The organism is Chthoniobacter sp. (assembly GCF_040003245.1).
In the GTDB taxonomy this organism is placed as follows: Bacteria; Verrucomicrobiota; Verrucomicrobiia; order Chthoniobacterales; family Chthoniobacteraceae; genus Chthoniobacter.
The window spans coordinates 1-19,865 of record NZ_JBDUCX010000115.1; the positions used below are offsets into that span (position 1 = coordinate 1).

General features: G+C 63.2%; 12 protein-coding genes. 9 read left to right on the forward strand and 3 right to left on the reverse strand.

Features of this window, described 5'->3' with window-relative positions:
- The 3 genes from ABJF10_RS16525 to ABJF10_RS16535 all read left to right on the forward strand — a co-directional run.
- Positions 1-1,087: heavy metal translocating P-type ATPase (locus ABJF10_RS16525; protein ID WP_348545693.1), on the forward strand; the 1,087-nt coding region annotated here is incomplete at its 5' end.
- Between the two features lie 81 nt (positions 1,088-1,168).
- Positions 1,169-2,467 carry an amidase gene (locus tag ABJF10_RS16530; RefSeq protein WP_348545694.1) on the forward strand — a complete coding sequence of 433 codons (1,299 nt, stop codon included), beginning with the start codon at positions 1,169-1,171 and terminating at the stop codon, positions 2,465-2,467.
- 81 nt (positions 2,468-2,548) lie between these two features.
- Positions 2,549-3,319: a tetratricopeptide repeat protein gene (locus tag ABJF10_RS16535; RefSeq protein WP_348545695.1), complete on the forward strand. Its 771-nt coding sequence runs from the start codon at positions 2,549-2,551 to the stop codon at positions 3,317-3,319.
- Between the two features lie 32 nt (positions 3,320-3,351).
- On the opposite strand, the gene asnB is transcribed toward ABJF10_RS16535, so the two are convergent.
- Positions 3,352-5,307 (reverse strand): asparagine synthase (glutamine-hydrolyzing), encoded by a 1,956-nt coding sequence (gene asnB / locus ABJF10_RS16540; RefSeq protein WP_348545696.1) that lies wholly within the window; start codon positions 5,305-5,307, stop codon positions 3,352-3,354.
- Between the two features lie 824 nt (positions 5,308-6,131).
- Between asnB and ABJF10_RS16545 the strand changes: the two genes are divergently transcribed.
- The 5 genes from ABJF10_RS16545 to ABJF10_RS16565 all read left to right on the forward strand — a co-directional run bounded on the left by ABJF10_RS16545 (position 6,132) and on the right by ABJF10_RS16565 (position 10,354).
- Positions 6,132-6,311, forward strand: coding sequence for a hypothetical protein (locus tag ABJF10_RS16545; RefSeq protein WP_348545697.1), 180 nt, complete (start codon positions 6,132-6,134; stop codon positions 6,309-6,311).
- Positions 6,312-6,582: 271 nt separating this feature from the next.
- Entirely contained in the window at positions 6,583-7,434 is an 852-nt protein-coding gene (locus ABJF10_RS16550; RefSeq protein WP_348545698.1) for a rhomboid family intramembrane serine protease, read from the forward strand.
- Between the two features lie 47 nt (positions 7,435-7,481).
- Positions 7,482-7,859 carry a VOC family protein gene (locus ABJF10_RS16555; protein WP_348545699.1) on the forward strand — a complete coding sequence of 126 codons (378 nt, stop codon included), beginning with the start codon at positions 7,482-7,484 and terminating at the stop codon, positions 7,857-7,859.
- A gap of 429 nt (positions 7,860-8,288) precedes the next feature.
- Entirely contained in the window at positions 8,289-8,711 is a 423-nt protein-coding gene (locus tag ABJF10_RS16560) for a response regulator (RefSeq protein WP_348545700.1), read from the forward strand.
- Between the two features lie 5 nt (positions 8,712-8,716).
- Positions 8,717-10,354: a response regulator gene (locus ABJF10_RS16565; protein ID WP_348545701.1), complete on the forward strand. Its 1,638-nt coding sequence runs from the start codon at positions 8,717-8,719 to the stop codon at positions 10,352-10,354.
- Positions 10,355-10,510: 156 nt separating this feature from the next.
- Here the strand turns inward: ABJF10_RS16565 and ABJF10_RS16570 are convergent, their stop codons facing one another.
- Together ABJF10_RS16570 and ABJF10_RS16575 are read right to left on the reverse strand one after the other, a co-directional pair.
- Complete coding sequence (locus tag ABJF10_RS16570; protein WP_348545702.1) at positions 10,511-11,734, reverse strand: multidrug effflux MFS transporter; 1,224 nt, start codon at positions 11,732-11,734, stop codon at positions 10,511-10,513.
- Between the two features lie 165 nt (positions 11,735-11,899).
- Positions 11,900-13,444, reverse strand: coding sequence for a N,N-dimethylformamidase beta subunit family domain-containing protein (locus ABJF10_RS16575; protein WP_348545703.1), 1,545 nt, complete (start codon positions 13,442-13,444; stop codon positions 11,900-11,902).
- Positions 13,445-13,707: 263 nt separating this feature from the next.
- Here ABJF10_RS16575 and ABJF10_RS16580 point away from each other — a divergent pair.
- On the forward strand, positions 13,708-19,865 hold a 6,158-nt coding region (locus tag ABJF10_RS16580; RefSeq protein ID WP_348545704.1), incomplete at its 3' end, for a beta-ketoacyl synthase N-terminal-like domain-containing protein.

Below are 19,865 nucleotides of genomic sequence, written 5' to 3' on the forward strand. Positions count from 1 at the left end.
GATCATTGCCTGTCCGTGCGCGCTGGGTTTGGCGACGCCGATGTCGATCATGGTGGGGGTGGGGCGGGGGGCGCGTGCCGGTGTGCTGATCAAGAATGCGGAAGCCATCGAACGATTGGAGAAGGTGAGCACGGTGGTCGTGGACAAAACGGGGACGCTGACCGAAGGGAAGCCGCGCCTCGTGGAAGTGCATCCGGCAGCCGGTATCGGTGAGGAGGAACTCATCGCGCTGGCGGCAGCGGTGGAACAGTCCAGCGAACATCCGCTCGGGGCGGCGATTGTCGCTGCGGCGCGGGAGCGCGAGCTGAAGCTGCTCGCGACGCAGGATTTCAGCTCGACGACCGGCGGCGGGGTGAGCGCGACGGTGAGCGGGCAGGCCGTGCTGGCCGGGAAGCGGGCGTTTTTGCGGGAGCATGCGGTGGCGGAAATGGAGGCGCTGGCCGCATCGGCGGAGGCACGGGAGAAGCGAGGGCAGACGGTGATTTTCGTCGCGCGAGAGGGGCGCGCCGTTGGGTTTCTGGCGGTGGCCGATCCGATCAAAGCGTCGACCCCGGCGGCGATCCGATCGCTCCATGCGCTCGGGCTGCAGGTGATCATGCTCACGGGCGACAATCTGCAGACCGCGCAGGCGGTGGCGGCGCAGGTGGGCATCGACCGGGTGGAAGCCGGTGTCGCGCCCGGTGACAAGCACGCGCGGGTGGAGGCATTGCGGCGGAATGGCGAGGTCGTGGCCATGGCCGGGGACGGCATCAACGACGCGCCCGCACTGGCCGCCGCCGATGTGGGGATCGCCATGGGCACGGGTGCGGATGTGGCCATGGAAAGCGCCGGCGTCACGCTGGTGAAGGGCGACCTCGGCGGCATCGTGAGGGCCATCCTTCTGAGCCGCGCGGTGATGCGCAATATCCGGCAGAATCTCTTCTTCGCCTTCATCTACAATGCCTTCGGCATCCCGCTCGCCGCCGGCGCGCTGTATCCGGTTTTTGGACTGCTCCTGAGCCCGATCATCGCCGGCGTGGCCATGAGCCTGAGTTCGGTTTCGGTCATCGCCAACGCCCTGCGTCTGCGCTCGTTGAAATTGGAGTAAGGGGCGGCCGGACAGGGCTGTTACGCCGATGCTCAATGCAAAGTCTTTTGCTTTGAGACCATCCCGTCTAGTCTGCCCGCCATGTTGAAAGCTCGTGATCGTATCCTCCCTCGCTGCGCCGTCCTCGGGCTCGCCTCGATGCTGCTCTTCAGCGGCTGTTTGTTGATCCCTCATTCCGCCGGGCACACCGAACGTCACCACGCGTTCATCGAGTACTGGCCACCGGCGAAGAACCCGGGCTTGAGGCTGGCCGTGAAGGACAATATCGACATGCGGGGCGTGGTGACCACCGCCGGCTCGGAATACCTCGCGAAAAACAGCACGCCCGCGCCCAAGGACGCACCGTGCCTCGCGGGCGCACGGCAGAGCGGGGTGACGATCGTCGGCAAGACGAACTTGAGCGAACTCGCCGTCTCTCCCTCCGGTTTCAATGAATACTACGGCACGCCCAAAAGTCCGCTCAGCCATATGCACCGGCTGATTCCTGGGGGCTCGTCGTGCGGCTCGGCAGTGGCCGTGGCGCGGGGGGATGCCGATGTTTCTTTCGGGACGGACACGGCTGGCTCGGTGCGGGTGCCGGCGGCCTGCTGCGGGGTGGTCGGATTGAAGACGACGCATGGCTTGGTTCCCATCCAAGGGGTGGTGCCGATCGAACCGGAGCACCTCGATACCGTGGGCCCCATCGGTAAAGATATCGAGGCGACGGTCAAGGGGATGGGCCTCTTGCAAAGTGGCTTCGAATCCCAGTACGCGGCGGCGAAGGCCGCCAAGCCCTCCGGCGGCAGTATCCGGATCGGGCGGCTGTATTTGAAGGGGACAAATTCGGTCGTGGACAAGGCGGTCGATGACGCCCTGGCGAAGGCGGGCTTCCAAGTGGTGCCGCTGGATGAGGAGTTCCGGAAAAAGTGGGACCAGGCCAAGACGGACGGAAACACAGTGGCGGCCGGCGGGGCTTGGAAAAGCGACGGACAGTATCTCGCCAAGTCCGGCATCAGTTCCCGCACCAAAGCGGCCATCATTGCGGGGCGGCTGACCTATCCACTTCTGTACCAGAGATCGCTCTCCCGGAAGTCCGAGTGGCAACACGCGTTGCGCAATGTGCTTCATAAAGTGGATTTTGTGGCCTTGCCTACCTTGCAATCCACGCCTCCCGCGATTCCGCCAAACTTGAAGCTCGGCATCCTCGAGATCTTCGTGCTTGATTTTCAGAATACGGTGGCGGTGAATTTTGCCGGCAATCCCGCGCTGGCGCTGCCGATCCCGCTGACCCATGCCAATGTGGAGCGCACGAGCTTGCAACTGATCGGGCCTCCACGAGGAGAGGCCGCCCTGCTCAATGCGGGCCGGATCGTGGAAGAGTCGGTGAATAAGACGAAGTGAAAGGGGACTCACGGAAATTCCGTGAAGTCCAACTTGCGAATGGGCTGCGAAGTGTAATGTACATCGCCACCCCGATTCATTATGCGCCGCGCCTTTCTTTTCAGCACCCTCGTCGCCGCGAGTGGGCTGTTCTTTGTCGCTAAGGGCAGAGCCTCGGAGGCCTCGGAGGAGTTGATTCGCAAGGGTGATGTCTACTATGCCCGGCTGGAGCCTTCCGAGGCGTTGAAGTACTATCTACCGGCGGAAAAGCTCGACCCGAACAATCCGCAACTGCTGGTGCGCATCGCCCGCCAGTACCGGCACCTGATGAGTGAAACTGCGGCAAAGGAACAGAAGAAGCAATTGTGCACGACGGCGGTGGGCTATGCGCAACGCGCTGTGGCCATCGCACCCAACGATCCGGACACACAACTGGCGGTGGCGATCAGCTATGGCAAGCTGCTCCCTCTGGTGGGGACGGGGGACCAAATCGCCGATTCACGACTCATCAAATCCGCGGTGGATAAAACGCTCGCCCTCGACGCGAACAACGATCTTGCCTGGCAAATCCTGGGCCGCTGGTACCTCGCGCTGGCCGACGTGAGCGGAGTAAAGCGCGCGCTCGCGCAGATCGCGTATGGCAAGCTGCCGCCCGCCCGGTATGAAGACGCCGTGCGGTGTTTCGAAAAGGCGATTGAACTCAATCCCAACCGACTGATGCATCACATTGAATTGGGCCGGACCTACATGCAAATGGGCAGGACGACCGAGGCCAGGAAGTGCCTCGCCAAGGGACTATCGCTGCCCAACACGGAGAAGGATGATCCGGAAACGAAGGACTTGGGCCGGGAGCTTCTCGGGAAGCTGCATTGATCCACGCGGCGGCGGCGATTACGTCCCTTCTGCTACGCCGGCAGATCGGCCAGGCTGGAGTCGATGTAGAGATGATGCCACAACTGCGTGGCCACCACGGCGGCGAGACCGCCCTCGACCGACAAGCGCGGCATGGAGCCCTCCCGCATTTGGCGGAAGGCATTGCGCCAGTGGCGCACGGCGGCCACATCGAAATAGCCGGTGCGCCGCAATGATTCCTCGCTCAAGAGCTGGCCGATGAACGGCGGCTCGGGATCCATGTGGAAGCTGTCCAAGGGCGCGCGGAAGATGACCTTGCGACGTTGATAGACTGACGGCGGCAGCCAGCGTTCGGCCAGCAAGCGCAGGATATGTTTGTCGCGGAAACCGCGCAGCTTCCAACTTGGGTCGAGCTTCGAGAGGAAGGTGAAAACATCCTCGTCGAGAAACGGATAGCGCACTTCCACCGAGGAGTGCATGGCGACGCGGTCGCCTTTCGCTTGCAGCAGATGGCCGGCGAGCGTCACGCGGCCCGCGACCCAGATGCCACGGTTCAGCGGGTGCCAGCGCTTGGCGCGCTCGAGCGGGATCTGCAAATCGTCCCACGGGTTCGCCTGCTCGCGGACTTCGTGCATCGCGTCGGAATAGAAACGGAGCTTCGAGAGGCCGAGCAGGCCGTAGGCATCGATCCACGCATTGGGTCCGCCGACGGCGGCCTCGATCCCGTGCCGGAACTCACGCGAATATTGCGGCACCTTGTTGAGACGCAGGTAGCCGCGGCGCGCGAGATCGCTCAACTGCAGTCCGGGAATCACATCGAGATAGTTGAGGATCTTGGCGGCCTTGTACCATGGATAACCGATCATCCATTCGTCCGCGCCTTCGCCGGTGAGCACCACTTTCTGGTCGTTCTGATGCACCCGGCGGGCCAACTGGAGCAGCGCCGCGCAGGAGGTATCGACCACCGGCGCCTCCGCGGCGCGCAGCAGCTCGGGGTAGGTATTGATCGCGTCTTGCGCGCGGAAGTCCTGCACGATCGGCGGCTTGGTCTTGATGTGCCGCGCGACGAGATTGGCCGCGTCGAGTTCGTCCAGCTCGGGCGAATCCACGCGGATGGTGTAGGTGTTGATCGACTCGCCCTTCAGGTGGCAGGCGAGCGCGGCGATCATGCTCGAGTCCACCCCGCCGGAAAGATACGAGCCCACCGGCACGTCCGCCTTCAGGCGCGTGTCGACGGAGCGCATCATCACTTCCTCGAAGGCATCGACGAGCTTCTTCGGGTCCTGCCCGCGCTCTTCGTCGCCCATGTCGGGGAAATCCATTTCCCAATAAGCGTGCTCTTTGATCTCGGCGCTGCGGCCGTTGGCGGCGCCGGGAGTGATGTCGAGAAAGTGGCCGGCACGCAGCAACTGCACGCCCTCGAAACAAGTGATCGGCCCCGGCAGCGCGGAGAAAGTGAAGACGTGATCGATGCCGCGCCGGTCCGGCCGCGCCGGCACCAGGCCCGAAGCAAGCAGCGCCTTGATCTCCGAGGCGAAAAGCAGCCAGTCGCCCTGCCGTGTCCAGTAGAGCGGACAGATGCCAAAACGGTCCCGCCCGAGCGTCAGCCGTCGTCGCTTCTCGTCCCACACCGCGATGGCAAATTGTCCGCGCAATCGCGCCCACATGTCCTGCTGATACTCCTCCCAAAGATGGGGGATGACCTCCGTGTCACAGTGCTTGATGAGGCGATGTCCGCGCGCCTCGAGTTCGGCGCGCTTCTCCAGGTGATCGAAAAGTTCGCCGTTGAAAATGACGTTCACGCTCCGGTCTTCATTAGTCACCGGCTGCTGGCCATCGGCCAGACCTACGATGCTCAAGCGGCGCATGCCGAGCCCGATGCCGTTGGCGAAATAGAAGCCTTCCTCATCCGGCCCGCGATGGAGGATGGCGCGCGTCATTTTGCGCACCGCTTCTTCGGGCACCGGCCGTTGGTCAGAGAGATCGATTATACCTGCGATGCCACACATGTGTTCTCCCTGTATTCGGCGGAACTTCCCTTGGCGACCGGTTTCTTTTTACTCCAATCATTCATGACGGGTGATTCGGTGTGGAACATCTCTCTCCCATGAGGAGCGCCTTTCCTCCAAGGCAGGTCTTGATCCCGGCACCGGAGGCTTTGATAAATCACGAGTGGGATCCGGTGGGATCGCCTCTGTAGAAGCCGGTGGGAGCGGGGTGGAAGGGAAGGTGGGATCGAGGTGAGATGCCGAAAAAATTAGAGGCACGATTAGGCACGACCCGACACGATTGAGAGCGACCGCAGGAAAGCCATTCCGTGTAGAACAAACGACGGCCAGCGGGCCCAGAATCAGAGCCACCCGAAAATTTTGCGACCTTGATTACCTTGAATTGCCTTGATTTGGCTTGATTGCGGGTGACCCCGCCGCCCTCGGATGGAGCAACCTTCGTCCGACTATCCGGCTCCACTCGAGTGCAAGACAGCGCCCCGTCCGGCGGTCTTTTTGACAGCACGACAGGTTTCCGCAATCGACAAGTATGAATCAGCAGTTTCATCACGTTTTCCTTTCCGGCATTCCGACCGCGTCCGATCCCCCTGACCCTCCGAGCCCATCTCTCCCATTCACGCGCTGAGGTTAGCACGTATGCTCCTTCTTGTCAAGAAGAAAGTGATCCAATCCTGGCGGCTTCTCCCGTCACACTTTCGCGATTTCGTGATTCGGGAGAGGAGAGCGCCAGCGGGAAATCCGCGGCGCAAATACACACTTCCCGCAGCGAGCTCGGTACATCGCCTGCACTGAAATGCGACTGCAACTCCATCATCCCTGCTTCCATGGTCTACACCGTTGACGATATTCCCCAACTCCGCCGAAACGTCTGGCTCTGCCGGCAGTTTCGACAGGACGCCACGCGCCGTGGCGACTGGCATTACGAGATTTTCGCCGAAAACGAGATGCGCATCGCCCGACGCCGCTACAAAACAGCGGTCCGCTGGCTGCGCTGCAGTCACTGATCGCCGCCGCTGCGGTGGTGAAAGCCGGTCTTCGCGGGCCGGTGTGTCGAGCCGACGCCCGGAACGTGGTGGAATTATTTACCACGAAGGTACGAAGACACGTAGGAAGGCAGGAAAGGTGGGATAAGGGTTCGACACGAGTTTCCCTGGACCAATGTCTTGCCTGTGTCGCGCGCCCCGGCAGCATCCAGCGCGGCCAGCACCACTCACAATGAACGAACGCCTTGGGACAGAATAACAGAACAGCCAGGAGCGAAATGCGGTGGCGTCCATGAAGAACCGCCCGGTCACGGTCCTCCTCATCGCCGTCTCGGTCGCCTGGACGGCGTGGGTTTTCCTGTCGGGAAGTCCCGATGGCGATTGGCGGCGGTTTGGCATTTCCAACGGCTACGACGTCTTCCTCGGCGACTACTGGAGCCTTGTGGCTTCGATGTTCGTGCACGTCAATGCCTTCCACCTGTTCTTCAATGCCTACTGGCTTTACATCCTCGGCGGGTACGTCGAGGAGCAGTACGGGGCGAAGTTTTACGCGCTGCTCATTCTGATTTCCGGTTGCTGCGCGTCCACCCTGGAGCTCTCGTTTGCCGGCAGCACCGGCGTCGGGATGTCCGGGGTGGTTTACGCCATCTTCGGCCTTTTATGGGGCGGCCAGTCATTCGGTACCCACTCCGCCGCCGAAGTCCTGCCGAAGGATCGCATCCGGCTGTTTCTCATTTGGCTGGTGCTGTGCATCGTCATGACGGCGACGGGGACGATGGCCGTCGCCAACGGCGCGCACGTCGCCGGATTGATCGTCGGGTTGCTCGCTGCTGGCGCGCTCTCCGCACCCGCGGGTGCGGCCAGGCTGGCGGTTCCGGCCATCGTCCTGATCTGCGGAATCGCAATTTTTTACAGTCCCTGGTCGTACGTGTGGTTGGCGAGCAGAGCAGCGCGCGCCCAAGTGCAGAAGCACTGGGATGTCGCCCAGATGTATTATTCGAGGATGATTGAGCAACAGCCGACCGATCCGTGGCCATTGAAGAATCGGGGCGAGATCCGGATTTTCCTGGGCCAGGAAACGGAAGGCCAGGCCGACCTTTCTCGCGCCGAGCAGGCGAGCCATGGTCCGCGAGCGGCGCGCTAGTTGGGAAAAGCACAACCGAGACGCCAGCGAGCGGCGAAATGGAAAACATGAGTGCGAATCGCAATCCCGTCGGCTGGTTCGAGATCTATGTCCAGGACATGGACCGGGCCAAGGCGTTTTATGAAAAGACCTTCGAGGTGACCCTGCAATGTATCCCGACTTCGGGTCTCGAAATGTGGGCGTGGCCGATGCAAAGCGACAGCCCGGGATGCGCGGGGGCGCTGGCGAAGATGCCGGGCAAGGATTCCGGGGTTGGCGGCGTCATCATCTACTTCCCCGGTGAGGACTGCGCAGCAATGGCCGCGCGGGCAGTAGAGAACGGCGGGCGCATCCAAAAGGAGAAGTCGCCGATCGGTGACCACGGTTTCATCTCCCTCGTGCTCGATACAGAGGGAAATATGATCGGCCTCCACTCGATAAAGTGATCCGATGCGGCGGGCTGTAGGGCCGCTGCACTGCCCAGCCCTCCCGGCTTCCCGGGAATAGGCGTCCTCTCGAAGGCGATTCGTCGAATCGCTAGCGTCGTCCGCGCGTTACGTGGGGTTTTCCGTCGACTCTGTCGAGGGACTGGAGCCTTTGTTCAGCTTTTTCAGCCGCTTTTCTTCCTTTTTGGCCTTCTTCTCCATGTCCTTTTTGCGTTTTTCGAATTGGTAATTTGGTTTTGGCAAGTGTTGCTCCTTGGGTTGAGTTGGACTGAAATTAGTGGGGGAATGAGGGCGAGGCGATAAAATCTGACGGCTCGGGCAAAATTTGTCGATTGACGGTGGTGGTGTGGGAAGAGCCCGAGGGGTGTATCAGGGTTACTTTACGTGATGAAATAGAGGAGGGGCTTAAGAAGTGCTTATAGAGGGGATATGGAATTGCTGCAACTTTCGGAGGCTCGGACATACCGCATTCTGGCGATCGACGATGACCCTACGTGTACTGAGTTGACGAGGCTGGCCCTGGAAGGGGCCGGTTCCTACGTCGTTCGCGAGGTGAATGATCCGGAGATGGCGGTGGCCGAGGCGGCCGCGTTTGCGCCGGACCTGGTGATCATGGACGTCAATATGCCGCACCTGGATGGGCGGGCGGCGGCGTTGCTCATCCAATGTGATAACGAAGCGAAGAACATTCCCGTGCTCTTCATGACGAGCATGGCGCCGGAGGGAGAGAGCGCGGGCAACAACCCTTTCGGATGGTTCGGGCCACTGGCCAAGCCGGTATCGAAGAAGAAGCTGGCGCAGGTGGTCGACAGCATCCTGGTGCATGGAGTCGCGGACTTCCCGACGGAATAATCATCATGGACCTGCCCAACAGCGTGTATGAGAACGCGCATATTTTAATCGTCGACGACGACGAGCGAGGCTCATTGCTCCTGAAGCGGATGCTCGAATCGGAAGGGCATTTTGAAATCCATATCGCGAACGACCCGCGCGCGGCGGTCGCGACGTTTCAGCAATTGCGTCCCGACATCATGCTGCTCGATCTCGTCATGCCGCACCTCGACGGGTTCGAGTTGATGGAGCAATTGCGGCTGGTCATCCCGGAGGAGGACTTTTTTCCGATTTTGGTGCTCACCGGCGATGTCAGTCCGGAGACCAGGCTGCGAGCGCTCAAAGTCGGGGCGAAGGATTTCCTGAGCAAGCCACTGGACGCCGCGGAGATGGTCGCACGGATCCGAAACTTGCTGGCGACGCGGTTCCTGCATCAGGAATTGCAGAGCTACAACCTGTTCCTCGAAAAGCGCGTGCGGGAACGGACGGGGCAACTCGAAGAGACGCTGGGCAGCCTGCGCACGACCCAGGCCCAGGTGGTGAAACGGGAGCGGCTCGGCGCGCTCGGCGTGATGGCCAGCGGCATCGCGCACGATTTCAACAATTCACTGGCCGCGATCCTGGGCTATGGAGAGCTGCTGCTGGAGCATCCCGAGCGCACGGACTACGTCAAAAAACTGATGACGGCGGGGCAGGATGCCCGGCACACGGTGCGACGGCTGCGCGAGTTTTATCAATCGGACACCGATGCGGAGCCGTTTGCCGCGGTCAATCTCAACATTCTGGCCGAGCAGGCCGTGTCCCTGACGATGCCCCGCTGGAGCAGCCAGGCGCTGGCGAGCGGAACGCGCATCCTGGTGAAGACGGATCTCGGGGTAATTCCGTTGATCGCGGGCAATCCGGCGGAACTGCGCGAGTTGCTGGTCAATTTGATTTTCAATTCGGTCGATGCGCTGCCCAACGGTGGCGAGATTTGCATTCAGACGCGGGCGGAGGGTGAGGTGGCGTTGCTGTGCGTGACCGACAATGGGTGCGGCATGGACGACGCCACGGCGGAAAAATGCATGGAGCCTTTCTTCACGACCAAAGGGGAAAATGGCACGGGACTCGGCCTGTCGGTGGTCCACGGCATCGTGACGCGGCACGGAGGCCGCGTGGATATCCTGAGCGGGTTGGGAACCGGGACGACATTCAGCCTGCGCTTTCCGGCCACCTCCGCCGTCCTGTCCCTGGAAAAGCCTCCGCTCACGCCCGATCTCGAGCGATCGTTGAGGATCCTACTGGTCGAAGATCAGCCGATCATCTGTGAACTCATTGCCGAATTGTTGCGGACCGACGGCCATGCGGTCGACACGGCGGGGAGCGGGGGCGGGGCACTGGAGAAATACCGCCAGAATGAATATGACCTCGTGATTACCGACCTGGCCATGCCGGGGATGAGCGGGGAGCAACTGGCCAACGTGATCAAACAACTCACGCCCGCGAAGCCGGTGATCCTGTTGACGGGTTTTGAGACGATGGTGGGCAAGGGAAGCGCTTGCACGCCCAGCATCGATATGGTCGTGGCCAAGCCCGCGAGCCTGGAGGAATTGCGCCGGGCCATTTTCACCGTGTTGACCAGCGGACGGGCGGAACCTTGCGAGGTGCTGGAGCCGGTGGCGTGACCTGACTACGGGAGTGTTCACGAATTTCGCGTGGCGATCACCGGTGTAGGGCGCGTGTCCTCACGCGCCGAGCGAGAATCCGGATTGCAGCGCCATCCCGAGGCGTGGGGACACGCGCCCTACACCACAGTGCAGTGTGTAATTCGTGAACACCGCCTAATGTTCGAGGCTGCGGTCTTCCTCGATGAAGCCTTCGTCGGCGTGGGCCGGCGGGACCGAAGTGCCGGCGCGCCAGCAGATGGCGCTGAGGACCACGCCCATGGCTACACAGGCGGCGAGCTTGGCGGCGCTGCCGAAGAGCAGGGGACAGACGGCTCCCGAGCCGAAGGCGAAGAGGGCCATGAAGAGGAAGCCTTGCAGGGAAGCGGCCAGGCCGCGATGGCGCGGGAAGATTTCCAAGGCGCGGACGGTCATGGCCGGAGTCGCCAGGGCCATGCCGAAGCAATAGAACATGGGGCCGACAATCGCCCAGGGAATCGCGGCGGGGACCAGGAGGGCGTAGGCGAGATTGGCCGCGGCGGCGACGAACATGATGGCGAAGCCGGTGCCGATCATCGTCGAGGCGCGGAAGCGATGGCTACAGCGCGCGGCGACCCAGGATCCGGCAGTCATGCCGCCGATGAGCGGGATGAAGAGCCAGCCGTAATCGGTTTCGCGCAGATGGAGGATGTTGATGACGAAGGCGGGTGCGGAGCCGACGTACATGATGATGCCCCAGAAGGTGAAGGCGATGCTGAGTCCCTGGAGCATGAACGTCGCGCAGGAGCCGACATGCAGGTAATTCAGCAGTACCGGACGGAAGCGGAAGGGGTGGCGCTTTTCCGGCGGCAGGCTTTCGCGCAGGGCGCGGGCGCAGAGCAGCAGGAGCAGGCCGCTAAAGGCGGCGATGAAACCGAAGATGGATCGCCAGCCGAAGGAGGCCAGCAACCAGCCGCCGAGGACGGGAGCGATGGCCGGGGCGAGCCCAAAGACGACGGAGATATAGGACATGACGCGCTGCGCTTCCGCACCGGTGAAGAGGTCGCCGACGATGGCGCGGCCGATCACGCTGCCCGCCCCTGCGGTCGCTCCCTGGAAGAAGCGAAAGAGGATGAGCATGCCGAGGCTGGTGGATAGACCGGCGCCGATGGAACTGAGCACGTAGAGTAGCATGGAGAGGAGCAGCACGGGACGGCGGCCAAAGGAATCGGACAGCGTGCCGTAGAAGAGCGTCATGAAGGCGAAGGCGATGAGATAGACGGTGAGAGTCTGCTGGGCGGCAGCGGGAGTGACCGAGAAGACGCCGGCGATGGTGAGGAGAGCGGGCAGATAAGCGTCGATGGAAAGCGCGCCGAGCATGGAGAGAGCGGCGAGGATGAAGATGAGCAGGCGGTTGTTCACGAAAGGCGCTGGATTTAACGGCCCGGCGGTGCGAGAGCGAGCACGCGTTATGGGAAGAATGGGACGGATGGGAGGAAGAGGAGCAATGGGACGGGTACGCTCGCTCGTGAGCGCAGGGCGTGTACGCGACCTCTCTTGCCCGAAGGGGCAAAGCCGGACTTTTCCTCAGGCGTTTTGGGACGCCTTTTTTAGCAGGTTCTGCGTGATGCGTTGGACGCGCTCGTCCGGGCCGTGGGGACGGGACCAGTGCGACCACGGGGGCATGTGGCCGGGTGGGGAGGAGAGGCCCTGGACCCAGAAGATGGTCGCGGCGTTGAAGACGAAATTCTTCCGCGGGCCGGGGAAGAGGGTGGCGGTGTAACGCGAGGGGTTCACGCCACCCGCCCAGACGAGGCCTTCGGCGACGACTTCATTGCCGGGGATGCTGGCCGGCGCGCCGTGGTGCTCCCAGCCGACGAGACCGGGGATGCTGTCGCCCTTTTTCATGCCGGTGCCCTCGAAGATCCAATGCTCGGGCCGCGTGCAGGTCCAGTCGCCGCCGCCATTGAAAGGGACGACGCTGCGGGCGCCGATGATGAGGCTCTCGTCGGGGCCCGCGCGCTGGTAATCCTTGGTGAAGACCTTTTCCTCCTTCGCCACTTCGGCATCGGTGAGACCGGAATAGTGGCCGATCCGCTCGATGATACGCTTCTCGCGGCCATCGCTCGACGGGCTGAAGGGGGAGACGGCGAAGCAGGAATTGCCGCTGAGCCAGAGGGCATTCACGCCGGAATCGATTGCGGTCTTCACTGCGTCGTACTGCCGGACATCCCAGTATTCATCATGGCCCGCGCTGATGAAGGTCTGGCAGCGGGTGATCTGCGCGGGATCGAGGCAGTCGCTATTCGAGCAATAGGTGACGTCGTAGCCGTGCTCTTCGAGCCAATAGGCGAGGGGAAACTCGAAGCAGAGCCATTCACCCGAGCCGATCGACTGGGGATTCTCGTAGATCTGGGCGTATTTGCCGTAGGGGCGATCGAAGCTCGCGGCGACCCCGCGGGCGTGTGCTCCGCGGGGGTCGGTGTAGAGCGAGGTGCTCTCGGGCCATTTGTTGTAGGCCTGCCAGGTATTGTCGCTGCACTGGAAGAGGATGTCGGCCTTGCGGGTATCGCGCACGATGAAGACGACGTAGCTCTGCCAGTAAGGTTTGTCGGCGGCTTCCGGCAGGGTCGTCAAGCGGCCCAGGTACACCCCGCTGGGCCAGTCCGTGGGGATGGTGAGCGTGGCGCTGGGGTCCCACTGGCACTCCATGAGGCGCTTGTCGCCCAAGGTCGGGTCGGGCTGCTTTTTGCCGTCGAACGGTCCGAGCGTGGTCATCAACCGGGCACCACGACCGCCGTAGAAACCGGTGCGGAAGATCTCGATGGTGAACTTTGACGCCGGATTTGTGCTGGCGAAAATGTGGAGCGATTCCCCGGCGAGCACCGATTGCTTTGAGCAGTAGCCTTCGATGGCGGAAGCCCGGACGCCGGCTTGTTTGTCGAGCCGCGCGCGCGTGAGTTGCCAATCCGAGGTGCCGGGCCGGCGATTCTCGTCGGCTACGAGGGTGGCCATTTTTGGCGACGTGGCCGCTGGTGCGGCGGCGCCATGCACCGCGCCGGCCAGGGCGGTGGCGGCGGAAGCCTTGAGAAATTGACGGCGCCCAAGGCCAACGGGTTTGCGAGGATTCATTGGGGGTGGCCTATATGTAGCAGCGCAACATGACCGGCCACCATGACAACCCCTGGCCGCCGGGGGTCTTGGGGGCATTTCACCCGGAACCGGCATTGGGCGGTTCCACACTGGTCAGAATCACGCGACTTTCCAGAGTTGCCGCACTATTGCGTAGGCGCAAAGGTCTCGCGGCTGCGATATTTGTGGAAACGCGGCTTGACGGGGCATTCATGCCATCGGTCAATCGCAGACCCGGCTATTCCGGCCCCTTTATAATACCCATGTCCAAAGACCGAATTGCAATCATTGGAGTCGGCTGCCGATTCCCCGGCGGAATCAATCACCCGGAGGCGCTCTGGAAATTACTGGTGGAGGGGAAGGAAGCGATCAGCGAGGTGCCACCGGATCGGTGGAACGTGGAACGTTTTTACGATGCGGAACCGGGCGTCATCGGCAAGTCGATCGCCAAGCGCGGTGGCTTCCTCGATGCGATCGATCAGTTTGACCCGCAGTTTTTCGGCATCTCGCCGCGGGAGGCTCCATATGTCGACCCGCAGCAGCGGTTGCTGTTGGAGACGGCTTGGGAGGCGATCGAGGATGCGGGTGTCGTACTCGATTTCGAAAAGGGGACGGACATTGGCGTGTTCGTCGGTATTTCGCACAATGACTATCAGGTGATCCAGGGCACTCCTTGGGATTCGGCGGGGATTTCGCCGCATTCGCCGACGGGCAGCGCGCACAGCATCGCGGCCAATCGTATCTCCTACTGCCTGAACCTGCGCGGGCCGAGCGTGGCCATGGACACGGCGTGTTCGTCGGCGCTCACGGCGGTGCATGCGGCTTGCGAGCACATCTGGAGCGGTCGCGGCGATGTCGCGATGGCCGGAGGTGTGACGGTGATGATCACGCCCGGTGGGTTCATCGGATTTTCGCAGGCTTCGATGCTGTCTCCCGACGGCAAGTGCAAGGCGTTCGACGCGTCGGCCAACGGCTTCGTGCGTGGCGAAGGCGCGGGCATGGTGCTGCTGAAGCGCTACTCGCAAGCGGTCGCTGATGGCGATCCGATCCAGGGCATCGTGGTCGGCACGGCGCTGAACCAGGACGGGCATACGAATGGCATTTCGTTGCCGAGCCCCGAGGCCCAAGCGCGGCTGGTGCATGACGCGTGTGTGGACGCGGGCATCGATCCGTTGCAGATCAGTTTCGTGGAAGCGCACGGCACGGGCACGGCGGTGGGCGATCCCATCGAAGCGCACGCCCTGGCGGAAGCGCTGTGCGCCAATCGGCCGGCGGACAAGCCGCTGACCGTTGGCTCGGTGAAAACCAATCTCGGGCACTTGGAAACGGCCGCCGGGGTGGCCGGACTCGTGAAGGCGATGCTGGTGCTCAAGCGCCGGCAGATTCCGGCGAATCTGCATTTCGAGACGCCGAACCCGAATATCGATTTCGAGAAGTTGAAGTTGCGCGTGAATACCACGCTCGAGCCACTGCCAGAGGTGAAGGGCGCACGCATGGTGGGCGTCAATTCATTCGGCTTCGGCGGGGCGAATGCGCACATCATTCTCGAAGAGCCGCCGGCGCGTCCGCACCAGGAGCATCACGAAGATCCGATCGAGCGCCCGTGGCCGGTGGTGCTTTCCGCGCGCTCGGAGAAGGCGTTGCAGAGTTATGCCGGGCATTTTGCGAAGTGGCTCGAGGAGCGCTCGCATGCCAATGGCGACACGCCTTTGCTGCCCGACCTCGTTTACTCGCTGGGCGCGCGGCGCAATCATCACGCCTACCGGCTCACGCTGGCGACGAAGTCGATGACGGAGTTGATCCAGGAACTGGAAGATTTTGCGGGCGCGCAGGAGAGCACCCGCATCCGCACCGCTTTCACTCCGCGTCGCGAAACGGCGCCGCGCGTCGCCTTCGTGATGAGCGGGCAGGGGCCGCAGTGGTGGGGCATGGGGCGCGAACTCATGCGTCACGAACCGGTCTTCCGCGAGACGATGGAGCGTTGCGCCAAGGCGATGAAGCCGCATGCGCGCTTCTCGCTGCTGGAGGAACTGGGCCGCAGTGAGGAGACCTCGCAGATGCATCGCACGGAGATCGCGCAGCCTTCCATTTTCGCGATGCAAGTGGCGCTGGCGGCGCTGTGGAAATCGTGGGGCGTGGAGCCGGCGGCGATCGTCGGGCACAGCGTGGGCGAGATTGCGGCGGCGTGTGTCGCCGGTGTTTTCAGCATCGAGGAAGGCGCACGGATCATTGTGCTGCGCTCGCGCTTCATGGATGGCTGCGCCCGCGGTGAAGGCACCATGCTGGCCGTGGGTCTCGGTGAAGACGAAGCGAAGACGCTCATCTCGCGGCATGACCGTACGGTAACCATCGCGGCGATCAATGGGCCGCGTTCGCTGACTCTCGCGGGGCCACGCCTATCGCTCGAAGCGATGGTGGCCGAACTGGAACCGCAGGGCGTCTTCGCGCGTCTCGTGCGGGTCGATCATCCTTTCCATCATCCGCTCATGCGGCCGGCTTCCGAGGAACTCGAGACGGCCATTGCCGACCTGGAGCCGCAGGCGGAGACGACGCCCTTCTTTAGCACGGTGACCGGTGATCGTTGCGCAGGTGAAGCGTGCGGTCCCGAGCATTGGGGCCAGGGCGTGCGGCAGCCGGTGCAATTTGCCTCGGCGGTGAATGCCCTTGCGGAATTCGGCGTGGATGTGTGGCTGGAAATCGGCGCACATCCCGCGCTGGTGCACTCGATCCAGGAATGTCTCGCGGGCCGCACTGGTCCCAAGATGCCGGTATTGTCTTCCGCGCGTCGCGAGCGCGAACACGAGTCCTTGCTGGAGACAGCCATGGACCTGCATCGCGCCGCGGTGCCGCTGGATTTTGCGGCGATGACGCCTTCCCGCCGCCTGCTCTCACTGCCCGCCTACGCGTGGGACAAGAGCCGCTGGTGGAATGAAGCGAGCGATTGGCGCGAAGGCCGCCTCGGCGCGGGTGGACGTGGATTCCTGGAGCAGCGCCTGCCTCGCGCCACGCCGACGTGGACCATCCGGCTCGATAGCCGGCACATGGCGTATCTCAAGGATCACAAGGTGGACACGCATGTCATCTTCCCGGCGGCGGGGTTCGTGGACATCATCCTCGAAGCCGGGGTGCAGCTTTTCGAGGGGCGCGCTTTCGTGGTCGAGGACTTTGAGATTCGCAAGCCGCTGATCCTGCCGGAAGCGGCCTCCAGCGTGCATCTCGAGGTGACTTATGAACCGGGTGAACGGACGTTTGCCATCCAGAGCCGCTTCGAGCAAGGCGCGGCCTGGTCGTTGCATGTGGTGGGTTCGATGCGCGGGGAGCGCACCGAGTCCGCGTTTGCGTCGACCGTCTGGGACGGACATGCGGACAAAGGCGTGGAGCCCGTGGAAGTTGAGGGATTCTACCGCTACATGAGCGACCTTGGGTTGCGTTACGGCGAGGAATTCCGGCCCATTCGCGAGCTTTCCGCGGGCGGCGGGCATTCCGCCGGCCGCGTGGCGCTTTCGGAAACGATCGCGTTGCGGGCCAGCGAATATGCGCTGCATCCGGTGTTGTTCGACGGCGCGTTGCAGACTTTTTCCGCCGGCGCGGCGACGGTGGAAGACCGCCGCGCGCGCATGAAGCTGCCGGTGCGTTTTGCGCGCATCCTTTTCCTGCGTGCGCCGGGCGCTTCCGTGCGCGTGCAGGCCGGAGTTTTGCAGTGCAATGACGATTTCGTGGAAGGCCGCATCGGTCTTTATGACGAAGCGGGCCAGCCTTGTGTGCTGGTCGATGGCTTCCGGGCGATCAGCGTGGCTGGAGTGCGGCGTGCAGGTGCGTCGGGCGGCACACGCGATGTGCTCTATCATGTGGATTGGGAACGCACGCCGTCGGCTTTGCCGGCCACTTCGCGGCCGCCGTTGCCGCTGGAAGAATTGCGCGGCGTGGCGGTTCATGCTTCCGAGCAGGTGATCGGCGATCACGGCCGCGAGGCACTGGTCGCGGCCATGAAGGCGGGTGACGAACTGGCGGCGGCGCAAATTGTCCATGGGTTGGATACGATGGGCGTGACGGCGAATGTGTCGTTTACCGCGGAGTCGTTGCGCGTGGCGGTGCCGATGCAGCCGGCCTTTGAGCGATTGATGTTGGGTCTCGTGAAGCATGGCATGCTCAAGAAGAGCAGCGCGGGCTACCGGCCCACGCCTCTGTTTGCCACGACCGCCGTGGCCGCACAGGAAACGCTGCGCGCCTTCATCGCGGAGCACGCCGGACATTTGCCGGAGGCGCTGCTGTGCGCGGGGAACTGCGCGGAACTCGGTCCAATCCTGCGTGGGGAAAAAGATGCGGTGCAGGTGCTCTTTGCGAGCACGGGTGCGGAGTTGCTCGAGCAATTTTACGGCGACGGTCTTTACACGAGCCGCTGGTTGGCGGCGATTGCCGCCACGGTGCAGGAGACGGCACGTCATCTTCCCGAGGGTCGCGGATTGCGGATCCTGGAAGTAGGTGGGGGAACGGCGGGTCTCGCGGCGCATGTATTGCCGTTGCTCGAGCGCAAGCTGCACACCTATCTGTTTACCGACGTCTCGGCGGGATTTTTCCCCAGCGCGATGCAGAAGCTGGCGGCTTTCCCGGAAGTGGAGTGCAAGATATTCGACCTGGAGAAACCGGGCACGGAGCAGGGCTTGGAGCCGGGGTCGTTCGACTTCATCATCGGTACGAATGTGCTGCACGCGGTGAGCGACGTGCGCGCGACACTGGGCTATCTGCGCGACTTGCTCGTGCCGGGCGGCAGTCTCGCCTTCATGGACACGGCGACGCCGCAATTGTGGACGGAGACGGTCTTCGGTCTCACGAGCGGCTGGTGGCGGCTCACGGATCGCGACCTGCGTCCGGAACAACCGCTGCTCGAGCGCGCGCAGTGGGAGAAGGTGCTGCTCAAAGTGGGCTTCAGCGAAACGGCATCGATGCCGGGGCTGATCGGGCCGACGGGTGGCGAGGGGCAATTCGGCATGCTCGCCCGCAAGGCGTGGGCGCCATCCGCGGCGGAGACTGCGGTTTCGATCGAAGCCCCGGCGGAGAAGTCGTGGCTCATTTTTGCCGACGCTTCCGGCCTGGGCGAAGAACTGGCCGCACAATTGCGCGCCGCGGGTGCGCGTTGCCGCGTGGCCTTGCGCGCCAAGGAATTTGCCACCACCGGCATCGATGCTTTCACCCTCCGCGCGGAGGAGCCGGAGGATTGGTCGCGTCTCTTGAAGTCCTGCGCCGATGCCTCACCGGAGCGCATCGTTTACCTCTGGAACCTGGATGCGACGAAGATGACCGCCGACACGCTGATGGGGACGGATGCGCTGCTGCATCTCAGCCAGGCGCTCGAAACGATCTACCCGGCAGCGAAGCTGCGCATCGACTCGATCACGCGCGGTGCGCAACCCGTGGGGCGCGACATGACGGCCACGGTCGTGGCGCAAGCGCCGGCCATCGGCCTGCTGCGCGTGGTGCTCAACGAATACACGAACCTCACCTGCCGGAGCATCGATTTGCCGCCGACGGCCGCCGCGTCTGACTTGCGGCTGCTGTGGAGCGAACTGCTGCGCAGCGAACCGGAGCGCGAAATCGCGCTTCGTGGCGAAGCGCGTTATGCGCAGCGCCTCGATCGCGGCCGTCCCTCGTTGCAACGCACGCTCGACGCCTCGGTGCCGCTGCGCCTCGAGTCACGCGAGCGCGGGCATCTCGATACCTTGCGCTTTGCGCCTTTTGCGCTGCCGCCGTGCGGACCGGGCGAAGTGCTGATCGATGTGAAGGCCGCAGGCATGAACTTCCGCGACGTCCTCAAGGCGCTCGCGCTCTATCCCGGCGAAGCGCCCGATGCGCGCATTTTCGGCGACGAAGTCGGCGGAGTCGTGAAAGCCGTCGGCGCCGGGGTTACGCATATCGCTCCGGGCGATCGCGTTTTCGGCCTGGCCGTCTTCGGCATTGCGACGCAGACGCTCGCCCGGGCGGGTGACATGCGCCGCATTCCCGATGGGCTGTCCTTTGAAGAAGCGGCGACGATCCCGGTGGTCTTCATGACCGCCTGGCACGCGCTCAAAAACGTGGCGCGCATTCGCAAGGGCGAGACCATCCTCGTGCACGCGGGCGCCGGTGGCGTGGGCATGGCGGCGATCCAGATCGCGCATCATCTCGGGGCGGAAGTGATCGCCAGTGCGGGCAGCGCGACCAAGCGCTCACTGATGGAGACACTCGGTGCGAAGCATGTCATCGATTCGCGGCGCGGCGACTTTGCCGAAGCCGTGATGGAACTCACGAATCGACGCGGCGTGGACGTCGTCCTCAACGCCCTGGCCGGGGAAGCGATTCCCATGGGCCTCTCATGCCTGAACGAATTTGGCCGCTTCATCGAGATCGGCAAACGCGACATTTACCAGAACTCGCGCATCCCGCT

Excerpts from the sequence above, each read along its gene's own strand:
- ABJF10_RS16545 (WP_348545697.1), top strand. The coding sequence starts at position 6,132 with ATGGTCTACACCGTTGACGATATTCCCCAACTCCGCCGAAACGTCTGG.
- ABJF10_RS16565 (WP_348545701.1), top strand. The coding sequence starts at position 8,717 with ATGGACCTGCCCAACAGCGTGTATGAGAACGCGCATATTTTAATCGTC.
- ABJF10_RS16535 (WP_348545695.1), top strand. The coding sequence starts at position 2,549 with ATGCGCCGCGCCTTTCTTTTCAGCACCCTCGTCGCCGCGAGTGGGCTG.
- ABJF10_RS16560 (WP_348545700.1), top strand. The coding sequence starts at position 8,289 with ATGGAATTGCTGCAACTTTCGGAGGCTCGGACATACCGCATTCTGGCG.
- ABJF10_RS16530 (WP_348545694.1), top strand. The coding sequence starts at position 1,169 with ATGTTGAAAGCTCGTGATCGTATCCTCCCTCGCTGCGCCGTCCTCGGG.
- asnB (WP_348545696.1), bottom strand. The coding sequence starts at position 5,307 with ATGTGTGGCATCGCAGGTATAATCGATCTCTCTGACCAACGGCCGGTG.
- ABJF10_RS16555 (WP_348545699.1), top strand. The coding sequence starts at position 7,482 with ATGAGTGCGAATCGCAATCCCGTCGGCTGGTTCGAGATCTATGTCCAG.
- ABJF10_RS16575 (WP_348545703.1), bottom strand. The coding sequence starts at position 13,444 with ATGAATCCTCGCAAACCCGTTGGCCTTGGGCGCCGTCAATTTCTCAAG.
- ABJF10_RS16550 (WP_348545698.1), top strand. The coding sequence starts at position 6,583 with ATGAAGAACCGCCCGGTCACGGTCCTCCTCATCGCCGTCTCGGTCGCC.